This window comes from Peristeroidobacter soli (assembly GCF_004138485.1).
GTDB lineage: Bacteria > Pseudomonadota > Gammaproteobacteria > Steroidobacterales > Steroidobacteraceae > Steroidobacter > Steroidobacter soli.
In genome coordinates this window covers 182,146-199,776 of record NZ_RYEV01000009.1, presented here as the reverse complement: position 1 = coordinate 199,776, position 17,631 = coordinate 182,146, and the positions used below count along the sequence as shown (strand labels likewise).

The 17,631-nt window shown below is 62.2% G+C and carries 15 protein-coding genes; 6 read left to right on the top strand and 9 right to left on the bottom strand.

The annotated features are described in order from the left end of the window. Positions 1–26 precede the first annotated feature (26 nt). Together EKO19_RS33820 and EKO19_RS33815 are read left to right on the top strand one after the other, a co-directional pair. Positions 27–1,022, top strand: coding sequence for an ABC transporter ATP-binding protein (locus EKO19_RS33820; protein WP_129782011.1), 996 nt, complete (start codon positions 27–29; stop codon positions 1,020–1,022). Next, positions 1,019–2,002 carry an ABC transporter ATP-binding protein gene (locus EKO19_RS33815; protein WP_129781844.1) on the top strand — a complete coding sequence of 328 codons (984 nt, stop codon included), beginning with the start codon at positions 1,019–1,021 and terminating at the stop codon, positions 2,000–2,002. The genes EKO19_RS33820 and EKO19_RS33815 overlap by 4 nt, the downstream gene beginning before the upstream one ends. Here the strand turns inward: EKO19_RS33815 and EKO19_RS33810 are convergent. From EKO19_RS33810 to EKO19_RS33770, 9 genes are all read right to left on the bottom strand, one after another. After that, a complete protein-coding gene (locus EKO19_RS33810) occupies positions 1,999–3,558 on the bottom strand; it encodes an ABC transporter substrate-binding protein (RefSeq protein WP_129781843.1) in 1,560 nt (519 codons plus the stop codon). The genes EKO19_RS33815 and EKO19_RS33810 overlap by 4 nt on opposite strands. A 2-nt stretch (positions 3,559–3,560) precedes the next feature. After that, complete coding sequence (locus EKO19_RS33805; protein ID WP_129781842.1) at positions 3,561–4,382, bottom strand: TauD/TfdA dioxygenase family protein; 822 nt, start codon at positions 4,380–4,382, stop codon at positions 3,561–3,563. Positions 4,383–4,483: 101 nt separating this feature from the next. Next, positions 4,484–5,224 (bottom strand): GntR family transcriptional regulator, encoded by a 741-nt coding sequence (locus EKO19_RS33800; RefSeq protein ID WP_175597288.1) that lies wholly within the window; start codon positions 5,222–5,224, stop codon positions 4,484–4,486. 117 nt (positions 5,225–5,341) lie between these two features. Beyond that, a complete protein-coding gene (locus EKO19_RS33795; protein ID WP_129781841.1) occupies positions 5,342–5,650 on the bottom strand; it encodes a YciI family protein in 309 nt (102 codons plus the stop codon). A gap of 4 nt (positions 5,651–5,654) precedes the next feature. Further along, the gene (locus EKO19_RS33790; protein ID WP_129781840.1) at positions 5,655–6,299 is read right to left on the bottom strand and encodes a glutathione S-transferase family protein; all 645 of its coding nucleotides are present in this window, start codon (positions 6,297–6,299) and stop codon (positions 5,655–5,657) included. Between the two features lie 15 nt (positions 6,300–6,314). Beyond that, the gene (locus EKO19_RS33785; RefSeq protein ID WP_129781839.1) at positions 6,315–7,112 is read right to left on the bottom strand and encodes an enoyl-CoA hydratase-related protein; all 798 of its coding nucleotides are present in this window, start codon (positions 7,110–7,112) and stop codon (positions 6,315–6,317) included. Between the two features lie 63 nt (positions 7,113–7,175). Then, on the bottom strand, positions 7,176–8,627 hold the full coding sequence (locus tag EKO19_RS33780; protein WP_129781838.1) for an aldehyde dehydrogenase: 1,452 nt from the start codon (positions 8,625–8,627) through the stop codon (positions 7,176–7,178). Positions 8,628–8,642: 15 nt separating this feature from the next. Further along, positions 8,643–10,742, bottom strand: coding sequence for an acetate--CoA ligase family protein (locus tag EKO19_RS33775; RefSeq protein WP_129782009.1), 2,100 nt, complete (start codon positions 10,740–10,742; stop codon positions 8,643–8,645). A gap of 46 nt (positions 10,743–10,788) precedes the next feature. After that, complete coding sequence (locus tag EKO19_RS33770) at positions 10,789–11,643, bottom strand: p-hydroxycinnamoyl CoA hydratase/lyase (RefSeq protein WP_129781837.1); 855 nt, start codon at positions 11,641–11,643, stop codon at positions 10,789–10,791. A 98-nt stretch (positions 11,644–11,741) separates the two neighbouring features. On the opposite strand from EKO19_RS33770, the gene EKO19_RS33765 reads away from it, so the two are divergent. The 4 genes from EKO19_RS33765 (at position 11,742) to EKO19_RS33750 (ending at position 17,316) form a co-directional block, all read left to right on the top strand. Continuing rightward, positions 11,742–12,692 (top strand): LysR family transcriptional regulator, encoded by a 951-nt coding sequence (locus EKO19_RS33765; protein ID WP_129781836.1) that lies wholly within the window; start codon positions 11,742–11,744, stop codon positions 12,690–12,692. A gap of 40 nt (positions 12,693–12,732) precedes the next feature. Further along, complete coding sequence (locus EKO19_RS33760; RefSeq protein WP_129781835.1) at positions 12,733–13,224, top strand: DUF3237 domain-containing protein; 492 nt, start codon at positions 12,733–12,735, stop codon at positions 13,222–13,224. Positions 13,225–13,310: 86 nt separating this feature from the next. Beyond that, on the top strand, positions 13,311–14,270 hold the full coding sequence (locus EKO19_RS33755; protein ID WP_157995569.1) for an alpha/beta fold hydrolase: 960 nt from the start codon (positions 13,311–13,313) through the stop codon (positions 14,268–14,270). A gap of 103 nt (positions 14,271–14,373) precedes the next feature. Then, entirely contained in the window at positions 14,374–17,316 is a 2,943-nt protein-coding gene (locus tag EKO19_RS33750) for a TonB-dependent receptor plug domain-containing protein (protein WP_175597287.1), read from the top strand. The last annotated feature ends 315 nt before the right edge of the window (positions 17,317–17,631 follow it).

The following is a 17,631-nucleotide window of genomic DNA, read 5'->3' as shown; positions in this document are numbered from 1 at the left end:
CAATGGCCGCGAAGGTACTACCGCTGATGCCCGAGCCCACGCCGAGCGAGCCGCTGGTCGAGGTTCGAGATCTGCGCATTCAGCTGCGCAGCCGGGATGGCGCGCGCCTGTTGAATGTCGTCAATGGCGTGAGCTTTCCGCTGCATCGGGGCAGAACCCTCGGCATCGTCGGTGAGTCGGGCTGCGGCAAGTCGACGACTGCGCTCGCACTGATGGGGCTCTTGCCCGGCTCGGCGCGTGTCGCCGGCGGCCAGGTTCAGTTTGCCGGCGAGAATCTGCTGGCGAAGTCCGAAAAGGAAATGCGTGAGCTGCGCGGCGCAAAGATCTCGATGATCTTTCAGGACCCGATGGTTGCGCTCGATCCGTTGTTCACGATCGGCGATCAGCTCGCCGAACCGCTCGAGCGGCATCTGAAACTGTCTGGCGCGGCTTTGCGAGAGCGCCAGGTCAGTCTGCTCCAGGCGGTCAGTATTCCTTCTCCGGAAACACGCCTCGGTCAGTACCCGCATCAGATGAGTGGCGGCATGTTGCAGCGAGTGGTGGGCGCCATCGCCATCGCGTGCAACCCGGCGCTGTTGATCGCCGATGAGCCTACGACGGCGCTCGATCCGACCGCGCAAGCTCAGTTCCTCGATCTGCTGGCGCGACTGCGCGATACCTATCAGCTCGCGTTGATCGTCGTCACGCACGACTTCGGTGTGACTGCGAGGTTATGCGATGACGTGCTCGTGATGTACGCGGGCTCGGTGGTGGAACGCGGCCCGGTGCGTGAGATCTTCGATCATCCGCGCCACCCCTATACACAAGCATTGCTGGCTGCGATTCCGCAGGCGCAGGAAGACCGCCAGGGTCGGCTGCGAACCATCGAGGGACAGCCGCCCGATCTCGCACGTCTGCCACAAGGTTGCGCCTTCGCGCCGCGATGTCCGAATGTTCGGCCGAAATGTCACGAGTTGCCGCCGCCACTGCGCGAGATGGGTGATGGTCACGTTGCTAGCTGCTGGCGCGCGGGGGAAGTATGACGGCTCCATTGCTCGATGTGGTACGGCTCAAGAAACATTATCCGCTGCCTGGCGGCATGTTTCGCCGCGGCCCTGGGTCTGTCGTGCATGCCGTGGAAGATGTGAGCTTCCAGGTTCCCAGCGGCGGCACCCTCGGATTGATCGGTGAGTCGGGCTGCGGAAAGTCGACGACTGCAAAGTTGTTATTGCGGCTCGAAGACGTAAGCGACGGTGCGATTCGTTTCGACGGGACGGAGGTGCAGCGCGCGACCGGTCCCCAGCTGCGCGCGTATCGGCGCAACGTCCAGGCGGTTTTCCAAGACCCGTATAGTTCCTTGAGTCCTCGTCGGCGAATCGGCGATGCGATTGCGGAACCGCTGATTGCCGCTGGCGAACTGACGAAGGAGCAGATCTCCGAGCGCGTGGCGGAGTTGCTGCGGGTCGTCGGGCTGCGCGAGGACGCGGCGAATTTGTATCCGCACGAGTTCAGCGGAGGTCAGCGGCAGCGTATCGCTATTGCGCGCGGGATTGCCCTGCGGCCGAGGCTGGTGATCCTGGACGAGCCGGTGTCGGCGCTCGATGTTTCCATTCGCGCGCAGATCCTCAACCTGCTACAGGATCTGCAGGAGCGCTATGGATTGAGCTATCTGCTCATCTCACACGATCTGGATATCGTCTCGCACATGTGCACGGATGTGGTCGTGATGTATCTCGGTAGGGTGGTGGAGGCGGGCTCCATGAAGGCGGTGCGCCGCTCGCCGCAGCATCCCTACACGAAGGCGCTGTTCTCGTCAGTACTACCGGCGCATCCCGATCGTCGGCCGGAGCGCATCAAGCTGCTGGGCCCGTTGCCGTCTCCGATCAATCCGCCGTCGGGTTGTGTCTTTCGTACGCGCTGTCCGCACGCGCAAGCCATCTGTGCGGAACAGGTGCCGGCGTCAGTCGACACCGGTGTGAGCCGCGCGGCCTGTCACTTTGCAACGCCAGCCGCGGTCAGCTAGGAGCTGAAGCGCAGGTTCTTCAGCAGCATCGAAGGAATGTCGCGGGCTGTCGCCGCAAAGCTCAGCCCCGCACGCATCGAATACACGACGACGTTGTTCCAGATCGGAATGATGGGCAGGTCGTGATGCAACTTGCGGGCGCATTCGCGCAGCGCCGAGGCTTGGACCGTAGCGTCCGTCGATTGCATTGCGCGAGTCACGAGCGAATCGAACTCGGCGTCGTGGTACCAGGAATAGGCCGAGCTGCTGTGGTAGCCCTGGCGCATGGCTTCGATCGGATCGGCGTAGCTTGCGAGCAAGGCTGGCGCGATGGTCACGGCGCGGCCGTTCGGATCTTTCGCCAGGGAACGATTCATCGACAGGCCCTGTGTGGTATCGATGCCTGCAACCTCGCAGTTGATGTTGATGGCTTTCAGATACAGCACCACCGCTTCGGTGGTCTCGCGGATGCCGTAGTACGAGTTGGCCCAATAGGTGAGGGGCATGCTGAATCCGTTCGCGTGCCCCGCTTCCTTGAGCAGCGCGCGAGCCAGCCCGGGGTCGTAGGGATAAGGCATCAGCACCGGATCGTAACCAAGCTCGCCGGGCGCAAAGCCCGCATAGTGTTTGGGCATGTCGCCAAACAAGCCGCGGATGATCGCCGGGGCATCGATGGCATGCGCGATGGCGAGTCGCACGCGACGGTCGGCCCACGGTGTGTTCCGATTCGCGAGCTGGAAACGCACGCTGAACGTGGGATGCACGTCGGCCTGGACGCTGGGATAGCCGGCTTCTCGTAACATCGGCACCATGGCGAAGGGCGTCGCCATGATCACGTCCGCTTCGCCCGAGCGCAGCATCGCCACGCGAGTCATATCTTCCTGGACGAAGACCAGGCGCGCACCGGGAATCTCCGGCTTGCCGCCCCAGTAGTCCTCGAAGGCGTCGAGGTCCGCATATTCGAAGTGACGGTAACGTGCGAGTCGATACGGGCCCGTGCCGACCGGGTCGGCGACGAAGCGTCGTTCACCAACGTCGTCGTGATGCCGCTTGGAAAAGATCTGCAGCACGGCGCTACGAACGAAGGACAGTCCCGACCCTTTGAAATGAAAATCGACCGTGTGCTCGTCGATGACTCTCACTTCTTGCAGATGACGGGTACGGCTGCGATACAACGGCGCATGTTTGCTCAGGCGCTGATGGCTGAACTCGACGTCGGCGCTCGTGAACGGCGCGCCGTTGTGAAAGCGGACGCCGCGTCGAAGGTTGAAGCGGATGACTTGCGCATCGGGCGACGCGGTCCACTCCGCAAGCGCCGGCACCGTGTCGCCCGTCGGCGTGCGTGCGACCAGCCCTTCGATGATGTTGTCGAGCAAAGGCCGAACCGCGTTTACGCCACCGCCGGCCAGGCTGTAGTCCAGTGTGGGCGGCATCTGGTTGATGGCGACCACCACACGGTCGTTGGCGCGCGCATTGGCTCGCAACGGATTCCAATTCAGCGCGGCCCCGGCAACGAGTCCAGCGGCCCCGCGCAGAATGTCGCGTCTGGTCGGCGCGCTCTCGGATTTTGAGTACATGCTCAAGCGGCGATGAGAGGCGTGCCCTTGATAGCGATACGGTGCATGACGCGTCGCTGGCCGTGATAGTCATTCGCCGCGTAATGCCACACCTGGATGTTGTCCCAGAACGCGATGGAGCCCGGTTCCCAGCGGAATCTGCATTGAAACTCGGGCCGCTGGCCGTGGATGAACAAGTAGCTCAACAAGGCTTCGCTGTCGCGCTCGCTCCAGCCTTCGAAATGCGTGGTGTAGGCGCGATTGACGAAGAGCGATTTGCGACCGGTGAGCGGATTGCGAACGACCACGGGATGGACCGCCGTGCGAGGGATATGAGGCTTACCGGTTTTCGAAGCCAGTAACTTTCCGATCATGGAGTTATCGTGCACGGCGCGCAGCCCGTCCAGCATCTTCTTCAACCCTTCCGACAGTGCCTCGTACGCGGCACCCATGCTGGAAAAGAGCGTGTCGCCACCGAACGCCGGCAATTCGCGAGCGACCAGCACCGTACCCCACGGCGGCACGTCGTGGAAAGTCTGGTCCGCGTGCCAGCCGCCGCCGATGTTGTCCAATTGCTCTTCGGCTTTGGCCACGAGCGACATGTGAGGAAAATCAGGGACGGTATCGACCATCTTCACGTCGGTAGGCTCGCCGAACAGGCGGGCGAAGCGGTCGTGTTGCGCCGGAGTGATGGACTGTTTGCGAAAGAACACCACGCCGTGGCGGGCGAGCGCGTCGCGAATCCCGTTTTTCTGCTCGACGCAGAGCGGCTTGCTCAGATCGACGTTGTCGATCTCGGCGCCGGCGTGGCCAGACATTGGACGGACCAGGAGGGTATCGCTCATTGCAAATCGACCTCGAGACGCGGGCTGTGATGATGCTATGGCCTATAATCTACCTTTATAGCCTTTTAAGCAACCAAGCCACCCGACCGTTCGCCGTGGATTTATTTGAGCTTGACGTCCACCTTGATGACGTCGCCGCGGTAGATGCCGCTCGCGATGAGCACGAGCCGCTTGTTCTGATCCACCACGGATCGATGGACATGCGCGATCGGCGCATTGATGGCGACTTCAAGGGCTTCGGCCGTTTCCATGTCGGCGCCGCCGACTGTCAGCGTCTGTCGCGCATCGGTCACCTCGACCCCGGGCAGATTCGCCGCCATTCGCATGGCGGTCTGAGTCGTGAACGCCGCCTTGGGGAGTTTCTTCGCGAGCGCGGCGTCGATGTAGACATCCGCGATCAGGAAGGGCTGGTTGTTGCGCCAATGCTGGCGCCGCAGGTGCCGGTAGGACGGGCAGAGCTCGCCGATGGGATGAGGCACGTGGGGCGGCGCCTCGACGATACGATCGCCAATCACCTTGATGGTGGCGTCGGCGCGTGAGATCAGCAGACCGTTCCAGTCGGTCGTGACTTCGCACCAGAAGCCTTCTCGTGGCCGTTCGAGCACAAAGGTGCCCTTGGCCCGATGGCGGGCAATCAATCCTTCTTCTTCCAGCAGGCCGAGCGCCTGACGGACCGTGGCGCGCGCCACGCCGCACTCGACTACCAGCTCATCGATGGTGGGAATCTGCGACCCGGAGGCCCAGACGCCGGATTCGATGCGCCGCCGGAACAGCGTGGCCAGCTGGATATACCGGGCGACAGCACTGCGACCGAGTTGAATGGTAGGGCGGTGCGTGTCCATGGCACGAGGTCTCACTGCGGCGTTAAGAACAGGATGCGTCCGGCTTCCCTGGGAACCGAAGACTATAGGTGCATAGTATGGAGTTTGCGCACTTTAGTCGCAATCCATGCCCGGTTCTTAGATCGACACTGCGCCCGCCGGGAACCCCCGGCTCCAGTGCAGAATCTCGCAGCTCGCGCGCAGTCCCTGGACATGGAAGGGATCGCTTTTCACCAGTCCTTCAACCTCAGCGCGGCTCGCGGCCGAGACGATCCAGCATGCGCCGACCGCCGGCTGGTCCGTGTCCGGACGCAGGAGTCCCGCGGCACGCACTCGCTCGCGATTTTCGGCGAGCCAGGCTTTGTGTGCCTCCAGGAACTGGCTGCGCACGGCGGATTTATCGGCGTGGTCGGTCAATCTGACCAGGAACAGGGCGGTTGAGCTCATGATGTTAGGGCTGATCCAGAATGGCGGGGCGCACGTAATCGTCCACTGGCTCGGTGGCACGTACGGACGGTCGGCCCTTGAATGCCTCGTTCCATGCGCTCAGGCCCGGGACCGCCTGGCGCCATTGCAGCTCCGCGAAGCGCAGATCCAGGTAACCCAAGGCCGTGCCGATGGCGATGTGGCCGACGCTGAAGGGCGTCGACGATAGTTGCGCCGATTCCTTCTCGAGGGCGATGAGGCCAGCCTCGAGCTTGCGTGCGAAGGCAGTCATCAACGGTGCGAGTGCCTTGTCCTTCGGGCGCTCCCGTTCATTCCGCCAGAGGATCAGCGCGTGTAGCATTTCGTTGCCGAATGCGCGCCAGCGCAGGCAGCGCCATTTCTCTGTCGTGCCATCGGGGTGCAGCTGAGGGGCTCGCTGCAGGGTATTTAGGTACTCGCAGATCACGTCCGAGTCGATCATCGCCTGGCCTTCATCCGTGATGAGCGTCGGGATCTTGCTCCAGGGATTGAATTGCATGAGCGGCTCGTTGGGCAGCAGCATGTTGGTGACGGAGCGAACTTTTTCGATGCGCTCGGCCAGCCCGAGCTCGTGCGCGCAGATCATTACTTTGCGGACGAACGGCGAGCGGGGCGACCAGTGAAGAATCATGAGTTCACCTGACTGTCAGTGCCCCTCGAAATGCGCCACGCGCTTTTCGAGGAAGGCGCGCATGCCTTCGCGCTGATCGTGGCTGCCGAACAGCAATTGGAAATTGTGACGCTCGAAGGCGAGGGCGGCATCCAGCCCCGCGTTCTCGCCGAGCTTCACCGATGCCTTGATCGCTTTGACCGCCAGTGGTGGAAGCGCGGCGATGGTGGTGGCCAGCGCCATTGCCCGCTGTAACGCTTCACCTTGTGGCGCGACTTCCGAGATGAGTCCCGCAGCGAGAGCGTCCTCCGCGGTCAAGGATTCGCCGCTCAGCAGGTATGGCAGGGCCCGATACGAACCCATGGCTCTCACCCAGCGTTGCGTGCCGCCCGCGCCGGGCATGATGCCGAGCCGGATTTCCGGCTGGCCGAAGCGCGCGCTGCTACCGGCGATAACGATGTCGCAACAGAGGGCGAGCTCGCATCCACCGCCCAATGCATAGGCTTCCACGGCGGCGATGAGAGGTTTCGAGCAGTTGCGTAGGGCAGTGAAGACGCGGTCGGTCTGCGCGTGCACATGGTCGAGTGGATTCATCTCGACCATCTCGGCCACGTCGGTGCCCGCAACGAAAACGCCGCCCGCCCCCGTAAGCACGATCGCGCGAACCTCGGGATCGGCTGCGCATCGAGATACGGCATCGGCCAGCTCGGCTTTGATGTGAAGAGAAAGGGCGTTGCGCTTCGCGGCCCGCTCGATGGTGAGCAAGGCAACTCCGCCCGGTTCCCGATTTGAGCTGACTCGACCGTCCAGGGTCGGTGCGCGTTCTAAGGCCATAAAGCTAGCCTAAGAGGGAATCTCGGGCGGGTCAAGCAGCGCCCGCCCGGCGCGCGAAGCAGATCAGATGGGGTAGTGACGCGATCCCGTCTGGATGGTGATCCAGCGCAGGTCGGTGAACTCGTCGATGGCCGCCTTGCCGCCGAATCGACCATAGCCGGAGGCTTTGACACCGCCGAACGGCATCTGCGCTTCATCATGCACCGTGGGACCGTTGATGTGACAAATGCCTGACTGGACCTGCTTCGCAACCCCGAGCGCACGAGCAATGTCGCGGCTGAAGACCGCACCCGACAGACCATATTCGGTGTCGTTTGCAATACGCACGGCATCGACGTCGGAGTTCGCGCGAACCACCGTCACCAGATTGCCGAATGATTCTTCCGTATAGATGGACATGGCGGGTGTCACGTGATCGACGACTGTGGGTTGCATGATCGCACCGTCCACCTGGCCACCCGTGACCAGGCGAGCGCCGCTCTCGACGGCGGAGCGGATAAGTTTCGAACAACGGGCGGCGGCTTCGGGGTTCACCAGCGACCCGAGCGCGAAACCTTCCTTGCCGGGGGCGCCCGCTTTCAGAGTAGCGGTCTTGCTCGCCAGCTTTTCGATAAAGGCATCGGCAATGCTCGCCGCGACGACGATGCGGCTGGCGGACATACAGATCTGTCCTTGGTTCATGAAGGCGCTGAAGGCAGCCGCAGCGACTGCGGCGTCGAGGTCCGCGTCGTCGAGCACGATGAGCGGATTGTTGCCGCCGAGCTCCAAGAGTGCCGGCTTCAAATGTTCCGCAGCCAGCTTCGCGATGACGCGTCCCACTCGCGTGGAGCCGGTGAAATTCACACGACGTACCGCTGGATGAATGACCAAACGTTCGACGATGGCGGGCGCATCCTCCGGGTCGTTGCTGATGACATTGACGACGCCGTCGCCGAGCCCAGCCTCGTGCAACACTTTGGCGATCAAGCCATGAACGCCCGGGCACTGTTCCGACGCCTTGAGCACGACAGTGTTACCGCAGGCCAGCGGCATTGCCAACGCGCGCACGCCGAGAATCACAGGTGCATTCCACGGCGCGATGCCCAGCACGACGCCACAAGGTTGACGTACCGCCAGCGCCAGATTGTTCGGCACATTGCTCGGAATGACTTCGCCGCTGATCTGCGTCGTCATCGCCGCCGCTTCGCGTAGCATGTTGGCCGCCAGCATGACGTTGAATCCGTACCAGCCCGGCGTACCGCCGGTCTCGGCCATGCCGACGCTGATGAACTCCGGTGTTCGTGCGTCGAGCAGATCCGCGGCCTTGAGCAGGCGCATGCGCCGCTCACCCGGTGACAGTGCGGCCCATGCAGGGAACGCCGCTTGAGCCGCGTTCACGGCCAGGTCGACATCATCCACCGTGGCCGCCGCCGCGCGACAGACCACTTCGCCGGTGATTGGATTCGACCGCTCGAAGCGGCGGTCGCCTTTCGCAGCCTGGTAGCGGCCGCCGATCAGCAGACTTTCTTCACGCATGCACAGCTCCGTTTATCAGGCTTGCCGAATCACGATCAGTGCATCGAGCGCCAGCGCGCCTTGCGTCTGCGGATGCGCGATCACTGGATTCAGTTCGATCTCATGAATATCGGGATTGCCCCGGACGATTGCGCCCACACGCGCCACGATGCGCGCAACGGCTTGCACATCCGCCACGGGTGCACCTCGAAAACCTCGCAAGAGCGCGCCCTGCTTGAGCGAGTGCAGTTCCTCGACGATGCGCTCGAGCGTGAGGTCCGCCGGCAACAGGCGCACGTCCTTCATCAGTTCGGCCTGGACGCCGCCGAAGCCGATGAGTAGCACTGGCCCCCATTGCGCATCGTTGCGACCGCCAACGATGAGTTCGACGCCGCGCGCAGTCATCTGTTCCACCAGTACGCCATCGAGCACGAGCCCGGGTGAATGACGAGCGACGTTGTCGTGCAGACGATGCCAGGCGTCGCTCAGTGCGCCACGATCCTTCAGGTTCAAGAGTACGCCGCCGGCATCGCTCTTGTGAGGCAGGGCTGCGGCTTGGGCCTTGATCACAACGGGATAACCGATGCGCTCGGCGGCGGTGTACGCCTGCTCCAGCGTCGTGACAAATTGTCCTTGCGGAAACGCAATGCCGGCACTTGCCAACAATTCCTTGGCGCGATACTCCGGCATCATGCCGTCGGCCAGGTTGCCTGTGATCGTGACAGCAGTCACGGCAATGGCCGCGTCGTCACGCGCTGCCAGCTCGCTGATTCTAGCGACAGCGCGCAGTGCGCGATCCGGAGAAGCAAAGTAAGGCACACGCAGTTCGCGCAGCCGCTCGATGTATTCGGGCGGAACCGCCGCGCCCTCATCGAGGCCAGCAAAGATCACCGGCGTCTTCGGCCGCAACTCTCGAATGGCGTTGATGATGGCGGGAAACTTCAGGTCACTGGTGCCGGGATTCGTCTGGATGATTCCGAACACGATACTGCCGAAACGTGAGTCTGCCAGCAGCGCCTCGAGCGTGCGACGATACAAATCAGGATCGACCAACGCCTGTGCGGTCAGGTCCATCGGATTGCTAACCGGTATGAAAGCCGGCAGTGCTGCGCGCAGCGACGGCAGGGTGTCATCCGTCAGCGGTGGCAAAGGCAGCGCAATCTTCTCGCACAGATCCAGCGTCAGTGCCTTGAAGGCGCCGGATTCGGTGAGCACCGCCGTGCCGCCACTCGGTAGCGTCGGACAGCGTGTGACCACTTCAAGCACGTCTCCGAGCTCTTCGAGGCTGTCCACCACGATGACTCCGGCCCGTTCCACCAGCGTACGCATCACATCGTAGTCGCCTGCGATTGCTCCTGTGTGCGTGGCCGCCGATTCGCGAGCGGCGCTGCTACGACCGGGGTGGAGCAACACGAGCAGCTTGCCACGGTCGCGCGCACGACGCGCAAGCTCGATGAAGCGTCGCGGTTGACGGAACTGTTCGACGATGAGTCCGAATGCCTGGGTGTTCGGTTCCGTCAACAAATACTCGAGGTAGTCCTCGACACCGGTGACGGCTTCATTGCCGGTTGAAATGGAATAGGAGATGCCGAGTTGCCGGCTCGAGAGCATGACTCCGAGTACGGCGGCCATCGCGCCGCTCTGTGAGACGATGCCGATGCCGGTGCGCCCGGCGAGTGGTTGAGCGGGTGTTTCGACGAAGGTGAGTGCTACGCCGTCCACGTAGTTGACGAAGCCGAGACAGTTGGGTCCTTCGACTGCCATCCCATGGTCGTTCGCGATCCGCGCGAGGTCGCGCTGCTGATCGAGGCCGGCCTGGCCACCTTCGGCGAAGCCTGCGGAAAAGATCACAGCGCTGGCGACCTCACGGCGTGCCAGCGCCCGGAGGGTGTCCAGTACTGCATCTCGAGGAATCGTCAGTACGGCAGCGTCGACGCCGAGCGGCAACTGGTCGACCGACGACAGGCAAGGGCGTTCGCCAATCCGGTCGCGATTCGGATTGACCAGATGCACCTCGCCCTGAAATTTCAAACGATCCAGGTTCGCGATCGCCGCAGCGCCGAGCGCTCCGGGCGTCGCCGACGCGCCCACAATTGCCACCGACCGCGGCTGCAACAGGCGCGCAATAGCATCCATACGTCGCTGGGACGTGATATCGACGACAGGTTTCACGACAAGTCCTTCAGGTCTGCCTGGAGCGGTCGTAAGCGCCGAGCCCGGGCTTGTAGGTCTTGTCGTCGATGAACTGGCGGATGCCTTCCTTGCGGCCTTCGTTGTCGAAGGAGTTCGCCGCCTCCTGGGCGCGGATCAGATAGTCCTCGGCGTTGTCGTAGGTCATCTCGCCGACCCGTCGGATCGCGTCCTTGGTGGCTTTCAGCGCGACCGGATTCTTTGCCAGAAGAGTTCGCGCCACTGCCTCGACGCGTGCTTGCAGCTTGGCGAGGGGCAGGGCTTCATTCACCAGGCCCCATTCGGCCGCCGTGCGGCCATCGATGTTCTCGCCCATCAACGAGTGATACATCGCGCGACGGAACGACAACAACTCGCGCGCGACTTTGGTGGCGCCGCCGCCGGGCAGAATGCCCCAATTGATTTCGGACAGACCGAACTGAGCTTCCTCGGCAGCAAAAGCGAGATCGCAGCCGAACAAGGGGCCGTAGCCGCCACCGAAGCACCAGCCATTCACCATCGCGATGGTGGGCTTCTGAAACCAGCGGAGTCGGCGCCACCAGCCGTAGGCTTCACGCTGCGAACCGCGAATGGCGCCAAGCCCTTTGGCTTCATTCTCGCGGAAATATTCCTTGAGGTCCATGCCTGCGGACCAGGCCGTGCCTGCGCCGCTCAGGACCAGCACGCCCACGTCGTTGCGGTATTCTAATTCGTCCAGAACCACCATCATCTGCCGATTGAGGCGCGGGCTCATGCAGTTGCGCTTGTCGGGGCGGTTGAATTTCACCCAGGCGATGCGGTCGCGGATCTCGACACTCACCAATGTGCTGTTATCGCTGTCGGTCGCCGCGGCCGAGGGGGTGCTCATGGAACTTCACTCTTTGGACTGTCGGATCAGACCCGGAAGTGTCGGGCACTGGGCTCGCTTTGAGTAGTTCGATGCGATTTATGTAGAGTATAAAGACGATGGATATCGCCAAGATCGATTTGAATCTGCTCGTGGTTCTGGATGTGCTGTTGCGGGCACGTAGTGTGACCGCTGCCGCGAAGCTGCTGGATATGAGTCAGCCGGCGACCAGCTATTCGCTCAACCGGCTGCGCAAACTGTTTGGCGACCAGCTGTTCGTTCGGACGCCGCGAGGCATCGAGCCGACCCCGTTCGCGGAGCGACTGACGATTCCGGTGCGGGAAGTGCTGGAGCGAATTCGCTCGGACGTGCTGCAGCAGGCCAGCTTCGAGCCGGCGACGGCCCGAGGCACCGTGACGATCGCCATGCACGACATCGGCGAGTTGGTGCTCATGCCGCGTATTCTCGAAGCGTTCATGGAGCTCGCGCCCGGTCTCGACGTCTCCACCGTCCAGCTTCCCGAAGAGGAGATCGAGCCGGCCCTGCGTTCCGGCGCTGTCGATCTGGCGATCGGTTCGTACCCGAGCCTGACGGGCGCGGCTTTGTATCAGCAGCGGTTGTTCGCGCATTCCTTTGTCTGCGTCACTCGCGATAACAACCGACGCCTGGGGCAGGAGATCAGTCGCAAGCAATTCATCGAAGCCTTGCATGGCGTGGTCCATGCGCAGGGCAGCACCAACGACATTCTCGAGGACGAGCTGGCGGAGCAGGGTCTTCATCGCCGTATCGTCGTTCGCGTCGGTAACTTTCTCGCGGTACCAATGATATTGAAGCAGTCGGACCTGATATTTACGGTGCCGCATGCCATCGGTGCGAGCCTGTCGCAGCTCACCGGCTTGCGACTGATGGAACCGCCTTTCACGGTCAAGTCACCGGTGGTCCGGCAGCACTGGCATACGCGATTTCACAACGATGCGAGAATCCGCTGGCTGCGCGGTTTGATTTCCAAGCTGTTCCTGCAGGTCGGCGAGCCGGAGCGACGCAAGCGTACTCAGAAGCGCTCGCGCTGAGGTGGTTTGCATCGACGCGCTGGATCGATAGGCTATCGGGATGATCGATCGCAAAGAATTCGCCGCCGAGGCCGCGCCGGTTCAAACCCGTTTCGCTTTCCAAGCGCACGTGCTGGTCGATGGCCCGGTCGTCATCGGACCGAGTGCGCATGGCTTCCGGCGGATCGTGCCTGTCACCGGCGGAGAGGTGACTGGTCCGCGCCTGCAGGGCCGAGTCATACCGGGCGGCGCCGACTGGCAATTCGTGCGTCCGGATGGGGTATTGCAGATCGAGGCGAAATACACGCTGCAGGCCGCGGACGGTGTCTCGATCATGGTGACCAATCGCGGCTTGCGCCACGGCTCGCCGGAAATCATCGACAAGTTGAGTCGGGGAGAGGCGGTGGATCCTGCTTTGTATTATTTCCGTACCTGCGCCGAGTTCGAAGCGCCGCTCGACAGCGCGCATGCCTGGCTCAATCGTGCACTCTTCGTCGGCGTCGCGCGGCGGACTGCGACAGCGGCGATCGTCCGGTTTCACGAGCTGCTCTAAGCCCTCGCTATTGACGTGCCCTCGTGTCGCTGTATTTTCTAGAGCTATAAAGCTAGCTGAAGAGAAAATACGCAGAGGGTCACCAGGTGAGCATTCAGAACAGGAATCGCAGAGCGCTGCTGCAGGGCGCGCTGATCGCCAGCGGAGCAGCGCTGGTCAGTGCACGGGCGGCCTCAACAGATGCCCAGGTGCGCGTGCTGGCGGCTCAGACGAGTTGGAGTTCGCCGCCTGTGCAGGCACGAGTCACAGAAGGTATCGCGAACCTGCCCGGTGGCGCGCGGCTTTGGTATTGGGACACCGGTGGAGACGCAGAGCCGGTCGTGCTTCTTCATCCGGCGAGTGGTCACGGCGCAATCTGGGAGTATCAGCAGCCGGCGCTGGTTGCCGCGGGCTATCGTGTGATTGGTTATTCGAGACGCGGCTATTTTCGCTCGGAGGTAGCTGCCTCGGAGATGAATCCCAACCAGGCAGGCACGGGGTCCGGCGATCTTCACGAGCTGATCGAACACCTGAAAATCGACCGCTTTCATCTGGTCGGCTCGGCGGCCGGCGGCTTTATCGTGCCGGATTACGCGCTATCGCATCCGGAGAAATTGCTATCCCTGACGATCGCCTGCAGCTTGGGAGGGGTGCAGGATGAGCAGTATCAAAGTGTCACGCGCGCTCTGATGCCACGCGGCTTTCGTGACCTGCCAGTCGAATTTCGGGAGATCGGACCCTCCTACCGCGCCGCCAATCCCACGGGTGTCGCGCGCTGGTCGGAGCTTCATCAGATGAATCGGGCCGAGGAGAGTGTGCGCCAGCCTACCGCGTATTCACTGACATGGTCGGCGATCGAGACGATTCGCACACCCGCTTTGCTGATCACTGGCGATGCCGATCTGTACATGCCACCCGCAAGACTGCGCGAGTTCGCGCGGCATGTGCCGGGCGCCGAAGCTGTCGTCGTGAGCGAGTCGGGGCATTCGGCTTACTGGGAGCAACCGGTGGCATTCAATCGCTCGCTGCTCGAGTTCTTCAACAAACACCGCGCGCGTGGCAAATGACAGCTTGACGCTCAGGGGGTAGATGCGTAAGGCTAGTAATACGAACTTTAACGGGTAAGCGCCGGTACTGGCGCGCCCACGAACAATGTCCGAAGGGGGAGACATGACCGATTCCGCGCGTTCGAGCCGGCCGTATTGCTCTGTCATTGGTCTTGCCGCGTGGGCCTCGGTGGCCGTCGGGCAGGAAACGCAGCCTGCAGACGCAAGCGAATCTCACCTGCGAGCTGCGGTTGAAGACGGAGTGCTCGAAGAGGTCGTGTTGACCGGCACACGCATTCGTTCTCCTTTTACCGCTCCGACGCCCACCCAGACCATCGGCGCCGTCGAACTTCAGGAGCGGGGGGCCGACAATGTTTATAGCCTGCTGCAGGAGATGCCGGCGTTCAATTCGCGCCTGAGTGGTGCCGCCAACGGCGTTCGAACTCAAACTCCAGGACAAACATTCGCCGATCTGCGCGGACTGGGCTCGCCACGCACGCTCGTGCTCGTCGATAGCCGGCGTTTTGTTCCGAGCGTGCCGTCGGCCAGTGTCGGCAATCCCTATCAGGTCGACTTGAATTTGATTCCGGCGCTGATGATCGATCGCATCGACATCGTGACCGGCGGCGCCTCCGCGCAATGGGGTTCCGATGCCGTCGCGGGCGTCGTCAACCTGATCCTCAAGAAACAAGTGGAGGGGGTTCACGCCGAAATTCAAGGCGGTACGTCCGAACGGGGCGACGGCCGCGAGTGGCGGGCCGGCATGGTGAGTGGATTCTCTTTCGCGGACGAGCGCGGGCACGTCGTGTTCTCCGGAGATTTCACCAAGAACGACGGGCTTGGCAATTACCGCAGTCGCGACTGGGCCGACGACTACTGGCAGTTCTACACCGATCCCTCAGCCTCCGCCGCGAACGGCCGGCCGCGAATGGTGATGAGGCGCAACACGCAGCCTGGCAACTTCACGCCAGGCGGTCTCATCGTGAATGCTGCTGGTGGAACCGCCGCGCAGCGCGCGGCACTCATCGGTTTGCAATTCGATTCTGCGACCAGTGTTTCTCCGTTCGTGCGCGGTGAGTTCAATCCGGCGACGACACCGACCACGTTCGCGGCCAATCAGGCGGGTGGCAACAATCCGGATGGGGCTGAGTACAGCATGATTCCGGCGGTGGAGCGGCAGGTGCTCTACGGCCGGACCAGTTATCGGATCAATGACGGTCTCGACATGTTTCTCGACGCTTCGTGGGGACGATCGACCGGAGATCAAACCAACCAGCCGATCCGAGATCGCGTGAGCGTGTTCAATCCGACGACGCTGGTTGGAACACAGGCACGCATCTATGCGGACAATCCCTTCATTCCGGACGCCCTGAGAGCGGCCATTCCGATGCCTGCGGGGGCTTCGACGTCAACTCCGCCGGCCCAATCTTTCGTGTTGGGTCGAGTCGCCTATGACAATGAGCCACCGCAGACTGTGCTGCGCGATACTGCGTACACCGCGTCCACGGGGCTCGATGGCGCGCTCGGCGGCAATTGGACCTGGAACGCCGCGTACACCTACGGCGAAAACGAATATTTCCGCCGTACTTACAACATGCGCAATCGAGCGCTCTATGCGCTCGCCGCGGACGTGATCGACAATCCCGCGACGCCGGGTGTCGTGGATCCCATCTGCCGATCGACGCTCACCGATCCAAACAACGGCTGCGTGCCAGTAAATCTCTTCGGCAACGGTACGCCCTCTCGGGCAGCGTTCGAGTATTACTCGGGCACGCCTTTCGCCCGGGTGACTTACCGCCAGCAGGCGGCGCAGCTCAACTTCCAAGGCACGATTTTCGATAACTGGGCCGGTCCGGTCGCAGTTGCGTTCGGTGCCGAGTGGCGTCACGAGACGCTCGAGTCCGTCCTCGACGAAGTGGCGAAAACCGGTGTCTACGATCTCTCGCTAGGCAGTGAGTTCGAAGGCAGCTTCAACGTCAAGGAAGGCTACTTCGAGACGACCGTGCCACTGATCAGCGATGCTTCGTTTGCGCATTCGCTCGCGTTGAACGGAGCGATTCGATATGCGGACTACTCCGACTTCGGCGGCGCCACGACATGGAAGGGCGGTGTGACCTGGGAACCGTTCGACGGGCTGCTCATTCGTGGCACGCACTCGCTCGACATTCGCGCGCCAAGCATCTATGAACTCGATTCACCCGCGACAACGTCGCTCAATAACGTGCTCTACAACGGAACGACTCATCCTGGCGTGCAGATCGACACGATCGGCAACAAGCGGCTGCAACCAGAGCGCTCGCACACGACGACATTCGGGGCCAGCTATACGCCGGCGTTCGCTTCGGGACTGAGCGTGTCGGCGGATTTCTTCGATATCGACGTGGACGACGTGATCGCAACCGTAGGTCAGGTGGAAATAGCGCGGCTATGCGAACACGGCGTGCAGGTCTACTGCGATCTACTGGAGTTCAACAACACCGGCGCGCTGATTCGCGTCATCAATGAGCTCAGGAATTTGTCGTCGTTGCGCACTCGCGGTGTGGATCTGGTCGGTACGTACAGCATGGACCTCGGGGCAGGCGGCCTCAGTCTGCGAGCCAATGCAACCTATGTCGACAGATTCACAATCGCCGTGCCGGGGGCTCCCGGCGAAGCGCCGTCCATCAACGAGCAAGCCGGTCAGCTGGATACCAGCGAAGGCGCGACGCCGCGATGGAAAGCCAATGTATCGCTCACGTACAGCCTGCAGCCGTTCAGCCTGACCACGCAAGTCCGTTGGGTCGGGCCCGGCAAGATCGACAATGCCTATCGTGAGGCGCCGACCGCTACCGCACCTGCCGATATCGATCCCGAGACCAACCATATCGGCAACTATTTCCTGTTCAATCTGTCGGGCACGTACGACTTGACGGCAGGTGGCCGTGCGCAGCTGTTCTGGGTCGTCAACAATCTGTTCGATCGCGATCCGCCCATCATTCCTTCGGCGACGCTGCTCACTCAGACCAATGGCACTCACTACGATGTGATGGGGCGATTTTATAAGCTTGGAGTGCGGGTCGGCTTTTAGCTGCCTGAAGGCACGCGGCACCCGCGAAGGACGATGTCCATGACTGTCTTGCGACGTTCATCCTGCGTCGCAGGCGGTGCCGTGTCCATTTCGAAAATGTGCGGGAACGTATGCCGGTTCGAAATGAAAACCCATTCCACTCAACGGTGCACGGCGAAATCCACGAGTCGAGACGGTTTGCGACAGTTCCCCACACAGTGCGACAGCGGTTGACCATCTGATTAAGAGAGTGAGATCAAACGATCAGGGGAGATCGCGAGGTTGACGCGGCAATCTCATGGAAACATTTCTAAAACGCCTAAGAGTGGGGGGCGG